The 7414-nt window shown below is 67.6% G+C and carries 10 protein-coding genes; 6 read left to right on the top strand and 4 right to left on the bottom strand.

All coding sequences use genetic code 11. The annotated features are described in order from the left end of the window. The 5 genes from H0W38_RS12315 to H0W38_RS12295 all read left to right on the top strand — a co-directional run. Positions 1-132, top strand: a 132-nt coding sequence (locus H0W38_RS12315; protein ID WP_367161996.1) for a cytochrome c, incomplete at its 5' end; no start/stop codon positions are given. A gap of 10 nt (positions 133-142) precedes the next feature. After that, entirely contained in the window at positions 143-1423 is a 1281-nt protein-coding gene (locus H0W38_RS12310) for an NAD(P)/FAD-dependent oxidoreductase (protein ID WP_292454400.1), read from the top strand. An 83-nt stretch (positions 1424-1506) separates the two neighbouring features. Beyond that, a complete protein-coding gene (locus H0W38_RS12305) occupies positions 1507-2550 on the top strand; it encodes a sodium:calcium antiporter (protein ID WP_292454398.1) in 1044 nt (347 codons plus the stop codon). A 154-nt stretch (positions 2551-2704) separates the two neighbouring features. Further along, positions 2705-3505: a leucyl/phenylalanyl-tRNA--protein transferase gene (aat, locus tag H0W38_RS12300; protein WP_292454396.1), complete on the top strand. Its 801-nt coding sequence runs from the start codon at positions 2705-2707 to the stop codon at positions 3503-3505. A 31-nt stretch (positions 3506-3536) separates the two neighbouring features. Continuing rightward, positions 3537-4283: an arginyltransferase gene (locus H0W38_RS12295; protein ID WP_292454394.1), complete on the top strand. Its 747-nt coding sequence runs from the start codon at positions 3537-3539 to the stop codon at positions 4281-4283. A gap of 83 nt (positions 4284-4366) precedes the next feature. On the opposite strand, the gene H0W38_RS12290 is transcribed toward H0W38_RS12295, so the two are convergent. From H0W38_RS12290 to H0W38_RS12275, 4 genes are all read right to left on the bottom strand, one after another. Next, positions 4367-5005, bottom strand: coding sequence for a 3-oxoacid CoA-transferase subunit B (locus H0W38_RS12290; RefSeq protein ID WP_292454392.1), 639 nt, complete (start codon positions 5003-5005; stop codon positions 4367-4369). Positions 5006-5007: 2 nt separating this feature from the next. Next, a complete protein-coding gene (locus H0W38_RS12285; protein WP_292454390.1) occupies positions 5008-5739 on the bottom strand; it encodes a CoA transferase subunit A in 732 nt (243 codons plus the stop codon). A gap of 81 nt (positions 5740-5820) precedes the next feature. Further along, a complete protein-coding gene (locus H0W38_RS12280; protein WP_292454388.1) occupies positions 5821-6099 on the bottom strand; it encodes a hypothetical protein in 279 nt (92 codons plus the stop codon). After that, the gene (locus H0W38_RS12275; protein WP_292454384.1) at positions 6096-6374 is read right to left on the bottom strand and encodes a hypothetical protein; all 279 of its coding nucleotides are present in this window, start codon (positions 6372-6374) and stop codon (positions 6096-6098) included. Before H0W38_RS12275 ends, H0W38_RS12280 begins: the two co-directional genes overlap by 4 nt. A gap of 162 nt (positions 6375-6536) precedes the next feature. On the opposite strand from H0W38_RS12275, the gene H0W38_RS12270 reads away from it, so the two are divergent. After that, positions 6537-7310 (top strand): acetoacetate decarboxylase family protein, encoded by a 774-nt coding sequence (locus tag H0W38_RS12270; RefSeq protein WP_292454382.1) that lies wholly within the window; start codon positions 6537-6539, stop codon positions 7308-7310. Positions 7311-7414: the final 104 nt, after the last annotated feature.

Raw genomic sequence — 7414 nt, 5'->3', positions numbered from 1 at the left:
GCCTACTCCGCCGAGCAGATGCGCGCCTTTCGCGACGGCAAGCGCCCGGCGACGGTGATGCACCAGATCGCCAAGGGCTACAGCGACGCGCAGATCACCGCGCTCGCCGCCTACTTCGCCGCGCAGAAATAAGGGGCCCGCCATGCAAAGACGTCAATTGATCCAGGCCCTTGCCGCGACCGGCGCGCTCGGCACGCTGGCCGGCTGCGCCACCAGCCGCACCAGCGCGCCGACGAGCGCGAAGGTGGTGGTGGTGGGGGGCGGCTACGGCGGCGCCACGGCCGCCAAGTACATCCGGCTGCTCTCGGGCAACAGCATCGACGTGACGTTGATCGAGCCGAACGAGGCGTTCGTGTCCTGCCCCATCTCCAACCTCGTGGTGGGCGGCGTCAAGCAACTCGCCGACATCACCACGTCCTATGCCGGCCTGACCGGCAGGCATGGCGTGAAACGAACGCAGGACCGCGTCACCGCCATCGACCCGGCCAAGAAGACCGTCACGCTGGCCGGCGGCTCGACCCTGCGCTACGACAAGCTCGTGCTCTCGCCCGGCATCGAGCTGATGTTCGATCGGGTGGAGGGCTTGCAAGCGGCTCAGGCCAGTGGCCGCATCCTGCAGGCCTGGAAGGCGGGGCCGGAGACGGTGGCACTCTGGAAGCAGCTCCAGGCCATGCCCGACGGCGGCACCTACGCCATCACCGTGCCGGAAGCCCCCTACCGCTGCCCGCCGGGGCCCTACGAGCGGGCCAGCGTGGTGGCCGCTTATTTCAAGCGCGCCAAGCCGAAGTCCAAGGTGCTCATCCTCGACGCCAACCCCGACGTCACCTCCAAGGGCGGCCTCTTCAAGAAGGCCTGGAGCGAGCTCTACCCCGGCATGGTCGAGTTCCGCGGCCAGCACAAGGCCGTGGCGGTCGATGCGAAGACCAACACCGTGAAGTTCGAGATCCACGACGAAGTGAAGGCCGACGTGCTCAACGTGCTGCCGCCCATGCGCGCCGGCGCCATCGCGGTGCAGACCGGGCTGGCCAACTCCAACGCGCGCTGGTGCAACGTCGACTACCTCAGCTTCGAATCGACCGCCGCGAAAGACATCCACGTGCTGGGCGACTCGATCCAGATCGCACCGGCGATGCCCAAATCGGGCCACATGGCCAATGCGCACGGCAAGGTGGCGGCCGCGGCGGTCGTCGCGCAACTGCTCGGGCTCGAAGTCGACCCGCAGCCGATGCTCACCAACACCTGCTACAGCTTCGTAGGCGACGACAGCGTGATCCACGTCGCCAGCGTCCACGAGTACGTTGGAGCCGACAAGACCTTCAAGGCGGTCCCCCAGTCCGGCGGCGTGTCGGCCGAACGCTCGGCGCTGGAGGCGAGCTACGCGCTGTCCTGGGCGAACAACATCTGGGCGGATACGCTTGCTTGAGCTGCGCATGGCCGTCGACTCACCGGCGGTGATCGCGGCCTGCACAGCGGCTACCACGCGGCGCGGCCGGCCGCCCCCCAGCCATGTTTGAACAGCTGCCGCTTTGGATCCACGCCGCGGTATTCGCCGGCGCCGCCGTCGTGGTGTGGCTCGCCGGCACGCGCATCGCCGGCTACGCTGACGCCATCGCACGCAAGACCGGGATCGGCCATGCGACCGTCGGCCTGCTGTTGCTGGCCGGCATCACGTCTTTGCCGGAGGTTGCCGTGACGGTGACGGCGTCGGCCACCGGCAACGCGCAACTTGCCGTCAACAACCTGCTCGGCAGCGTCGCGATGCAGGTGGCGATCCTGGCGGTGGCCGACGCCGTGATCGGCCGCGACGCGCTGACCTCGGTGATACCCGATCCGGTCGTCCTGCTGCAGATCGCGCTGAACACGCTGGTACTCGCCATCGTCGCCGCCGCCGTGATCTCAGGCGACCACGGAGTGTTCGGAGTGGGCGTTTGGTCGATCGTGCTGTTCGCAGTCTATGTGGCGTCGATCTGGTTGATCACGAAGTCCTCGAAATCGCAAGGCCGGCACTCATGGGTCGCCGAGCCGGAAATCGCACCGGTGCGCCAGGGCAGCGACGCAGCGCACGAAGACGGCAAGCGGTCGCTGCGTGCCCTCGCCCTTCGCACCGCTGCCGGCGCCGCCGTCATTCTCGTCGCCGGCTTTTTGCTGTCGAAGACCGGCGAGGCGATCGCAGCGCAGACCGGTCTCGGTCAGAGTTTGGGCGGTTTTTTGTTGTTGGCGATCTCGACCTCGCTGCCCGAGGTGAGCACGGTCATCGCGTCGGTGCGGCGAGGCCGCTACGTGATGGCGGTGTCCGACATCTTCGGCACCAACCTGTTCAACGGCGGCCTGGTGCTCGTCGTGGATGCCTTCTACCGGGGCGGCCCGGTGCTGAACGAAGTCGGCGACTTCGCCGCGTTGGCGGCACTGCTCGGCATCGTCGTCTCGGTGCTGTTCCTGGTCGGCCTGATCGAGCGCCGCGACCGGACCTTTCTGCGCATGGGGTACGACTCGCTCGCAGTGCTCGTGGCCTACGTCGGTGGCGTCGCCCTGCTGTTCACGCTGGATTGACGGAACCGCCCTGTCCCATCGACGGACGCGGCCACACGAGAACCGAGCAGGGTGGAGCGATTTCGTCTCTCGAGCTCGTCAGGAGCGCCAAGGCGGTCCGCGACGGCTTCATCCCAACCGAGCAAGGCGAAGCCGTGATGCCGACAATGCAGCCATGCTCACCTGGCTCGCCAGCCCCCTTCAGCCGCTGCCGGACACTGGCGGCGCCTTGCCGGCCTCGAGCGATGCGCCCGGCCTTTTGGCCGCGGGCGGCGATCTCGGGCCGGCGCGGCTCGCCGAAGCGTACGCGCGCGGCATCTTCCCCTGGTACAGCGAGGGCCAGCCGGTGTTGTGGTGGAGCCCCGACCCGCGGATGGTGCTGCCGGTGGCGGCGTTCAAGCTCTCGCACTCGCTGCGCAAGACGCTGCGCCGTTTCATCGAATCCCCCGGCTGCGAGTTGCGCATCGACGGCGCCTTCGAGCGCGTCATCGAGGGCTGTGCCGGCACCCCGCGCCCCGGCCAGCACGGCACCTGGATCCAGCCCGAGCTGCAGGCCGCCTACAGCGCCTGGCACCGGCTCGGCGCCGTGCATTCCTTCGAAACCTGGCGCGACGGCGAGTTGCTCGGCGGCCTGTACGGCGTGAGTCTGGGCCGCATGTTCTTCGGCGAGTCGATGTTCTCGCACGCCACCGACGCCTCGAAGATCGCGCTGGCGGCGCTGGTCGCCTTTTGCCGGGCACACGGCATCGATCTGATCGACTGCCAGCAGCGCACCGAGCACCTCGCCTCGTTCGGTGCCCGCGAGATCCCGCGCGACGCATTCGAGCGGCACCTCGCGCAAGCCACTGTCCAGAAACCGCCGCAGGATTGGTCCTATGATCGATCGCACTGGACGCATCTCGGCTTGCCAGCAGGCCCGAATGCCGCCACGAACACCGGCCCGTATCCTGCAAAGCCGAGTCCGGCCTCGAGTTGAACCGCAAGTCACTGCTGCGCCTGCACCGACCGTGACCTACCCGAAAGAACTCCCGCTCGCGTCGCTGCAGTTCTATGCCACGGCGCCCTACCCCTGCAGCTACCTCGCGGGCCGGCTGGCGCGCTCGCAGGTCGCCACGCCCAGTCACCTGATCCATGCGGACGCCTATTCCGGCTTGGTGGCGGGCGGTTTTCGGCGCAGCGGCATGTTCACCTACCGACCCTATTGCGACGGCTGCCGCGCCTGCGTGCCGCTGCGCGTGCCGGTGGCCGGCTTCACGCCCACGCGCAGCCAGCGCCGTGCATGGAAAGCGCACCAGGGACTGCAGTCGCGCGTGCTCAGGCTGGGCTTCGTGCCCGAGCACTACCAGCTCTACCTGCGCTACCAGGCCGGCCGCCACGCGGGCGGCGGGATGGATCACGACTCGATCGACCAGTACACGCAGTTCCTGCTGCAAAGCCGCGTAAATTCACGGCTGGTCGAGTTCCGTGCACCGGGCCTGGATGGCGGCCTGGGCGCGCTCAAGATGGTGTCGATCCTCGACATCCTGAGCGATGGCCTTTCGGCGGTCTACACCTTCTACGAGCCCGAGCCCGACACCAGTTACGGCACCTACAACGTGCTGTGGCAGATCGAGCAGACGCGTGCGCTGAAGCTGCCGCGCGTCTACCTCGGCTACTGGATCAAGGAGAGCCCGAAGATGGCCTACAAGTCTCAGTTTCGACCACACGAGTTGTTGGTCGACGGCGCCTGGGTGGCCGGCGAAGCGCCGGGCTGAGGTACTCGAGGCACAAAAAAGGGCGGCTCGCGGGGCCGCCCTCTTGTTTTGCCAACGCGCCGGACAGCGCGCGCGATCCGTCGTCAATGCAGCGGCACGCCCGTCTTCGACTGCACCTCGTCGCGCGTCACACCGGCGGCCAGCTCGACCAGCTTCAGGCCCTCGGGCGTCACGTCCATCACCGCCAGGTCCGTGATGATCCGGTTGACCACGCCCACGCCCGTGAGCGGCAGGGTGCACTGCGGCAATATCTTGAGGTCGGTCGTGCCGTCCTTCTTGCGCGCCACATGCTCCATCACAACGATCACCCGCGGCACGCCAGCCACCAGGTCCATCGCGCCGCCCATGCCCTTGATCATCTTGCCGGGGATCATCCAGTTGGCGAGGTCGCCCTTCTCGCTGACCTGCATGGCGCCCAGGATCGACAGGTTGATCTTGCCCCCGCGGATCATCGCGAAGCTGTCGTGCGAGCCGAAGATGCTCGAGCCGGGGATGGTGGTCACGGTCTGCTTGCCGGCGTTGATGAGATCGGCATCGACCTCGCCTTCGGTCGGGAAGGCGCCGATGCCCAGCATGCCGTTCTCGCTCTGCAGCCAGACCTCGATGTTCTTCGGCACGAAGTTCGCCACCAAAGTGGGAATGCCGATGCCGAGGTTGACGTAGTAGCCGTCCTTGAGTTCGGCCGCGGCCTTGGCGGCCATCTGATCTTGCGTCCAGGCCATGGTCAGGCTCCCTTCTTCTCGGTCGTGGTTGCGGTCGCGGCTGCGGTGACCGTGCGCTTCTCGATGCGCTTCTCGGGGCTCGCGTTCACGACGATGCGGTGCACATAGATGCCCGGCAGGTGCACGTCGTCCGGGTCGATCTCGCCCACCTCGACCAGTTGCTCCACTTCGACCACCGTGATCTTGCCGGCCATCGCGGCGGCCGGGTTGAAGTTGCGCGCGGTGCGGCGAAACACGAGGTTGCCGCTCTTGTCGGCCTTGAAGGCCTTGACCAGCGACACCTCCGGGTTGAGCGAGCGTTCCATCACGTAGGTGTGGCCGTCGAAATCTTTCGTCTCCTTGCCTTCGGCCACGATGGTGCCCACGCCGGTGCGGGTGAAGAAGGCCGGAATGCCGGCGCCGCCGGCCCGCAGCTTCTCCGCCAGCGTGCCTTGCGGCGTGAACTCCAGTTCGAGCTCGCCGGCCAGGTACTGGCGCTCGAACTCCTTGTTCTCGCCCACGTAGCTGGAGATCATCTTGCTGATCTGGCGCGTTTCGAGCAGCTTGCCCAGGCCGAAGCCGTCGATGCCGGCGTTGTTCGAGATCACGGTGAGATCCTTGGCGCCGCTGTCGCGCAGCGCTTCGATCAAGGCCTCGGGAATGCCGCACAGGCCGAAGCCGCCGACCGCGAGCAATTGCCCGTCGCGCACGATGCCGTCGAGCGCCGCAGCCGCGCCCGGGTATACCTTGTTCATGAAACGCTCCTTGTTTTCAGCCTCGAAGCGTACTACGAGGCCGGGAGTCGAAGCGTTGCTTCGGCCCGGCGCGGCCGGGCATCAGGCGGGCCGGTCGGGCCCCGGTTCGGGCAAGGGTTCGTCGTCGTCGCTGCGGCGTCGCCGAGGCTCAGTGCCCTGCGATTGAGCGGCCGCAGGATTGTCCGCCTCACCACCTTGCGCGGGCGCGTCATGCATCAGATCGCTGAATTGCTCCAGCGCGCTGCCCGGATCCTCTTCGCCGGCAACCGACTCGGCGGCGTCGGGGCGTTTCCCTTTCCGGTCGCTCGTTGCGGCGTCAGGCGAGGCCGCAGGCGGCGGCGGCTTGCCGGCGCGCTTCACGAGGTTTGCCTCGAATGCACGCCGCCCACGGCCGACGGATCGTCTCCGAGTCCGGCAGCCCCTTGCGGGCTGGCCGGCACCGTGACCACGCTGCCTATGGCGCGGCCGAAGGATTCCACGGCGCTCTCGGGCTTCTTCGACTTCTCGCCAGAGCCGTCCGGCGGAGGGCGCTCGGGGCCCGAGCCGGCGCGCTGGCTCTGCCAGCTCCGGTAGTCATCGTCGAGCTGGCGCTCGTAGTCCCGGCGCAGTTGTTGATAGTGCTTGTCGTCGTTCATCGGCTGCTCCTCGTGCGCTGCTTGCAATTTCAGCCAACAACAAGTGGCAAGCCGCGTTCCCTGCCCCACAAGTACTGCCAGCACCCGACACTGATCCGACCGATGCGCTGGCAACGCCGAGCCTGTGCTCGACCGGGCACGCAGGCTGCTCGCCGCAACAGCATGCAAGGCACTCCTTTCTTCGACGACGTGATGCGTCAGGCCTGGGCCGGCGGCCTGCGCGTGCCGCTGTTCTTCCCCGCGCTTTCCTCGATCACGGCGGTCTTCACCGCAGCAAGCGCCGAAGCGCGCCGGCTGCTGCCGGACGCGCGCATGCGGCCGGTGGAAGTGGCGCCGGGGCGCTGCCTGCTGACGGTGGCCGCCATCGAATACCGCGAAAGCGACCTCGGCGCGTACAACGAAGTCGCGATCGCACTGCCCATCGCCTTCGGCGGCCGGGCTCCGCCGGCGTTCGACGCGCTGTTTCGCGGCGCCGGCAAGGCGCTCAGCGCTTACGTGTGGCAATTGCCGGTCACGACCCGCGCTGCTTACGACGCCGGTGTCGATCTGGCCGGCTTTCCGAAGAGCCTGGCCGAGATCGCCTTTCATCGCGAGGGCCGCCAGCTGCGCTGCACGCTCGGCCCGACCGATGCGCCGGTGCTCAGTCTCGTGTGCGATTCCCGCGAGCGCGACGACCGTGCACGCGTGCGCGATCGCCAGCTCAAGCTGCGCAACTACACGCTCAAGGAAGGGCACGTGCTGGTCTCGAACTTCGTGCTCCGTCAAAAGCACTTCGACGACCATTTACGGCGCGACGCCGCGCGGCTGGAACTCGGCCAGGGCGCCATCGCCCAAAGCCTGCGCGCCCTGCAGTTGAGCGAGCGGCCGATCGCCAGCCAGAGTTGTCAGGACGCCGAGGCGATGTTGTTCGCGCCGCGCAATGTGATCGACGATTGATACCAAGTTGCGTTCGATCGGCTAAGAACGATGTGATCGATCTGGCCCCGCAGGGGTCGGCAATCGGTCCTTGCGGACCTTCGGCTGGACCCGCTGTGCGAGCG

The organism is Methylibium sp., from assembly GCF_013817365.1.
Taxonomy (GTDB): Bacteria; Pseudomonadota; Gammaproteobacteria; order Burkholderiales; family Burkholderiaceae_C; genus Methylibium.
Note: the sequence above shows the minus strand (reverse complement) of the source record. Positions and strands in the feature narration are given on the sequence as shown.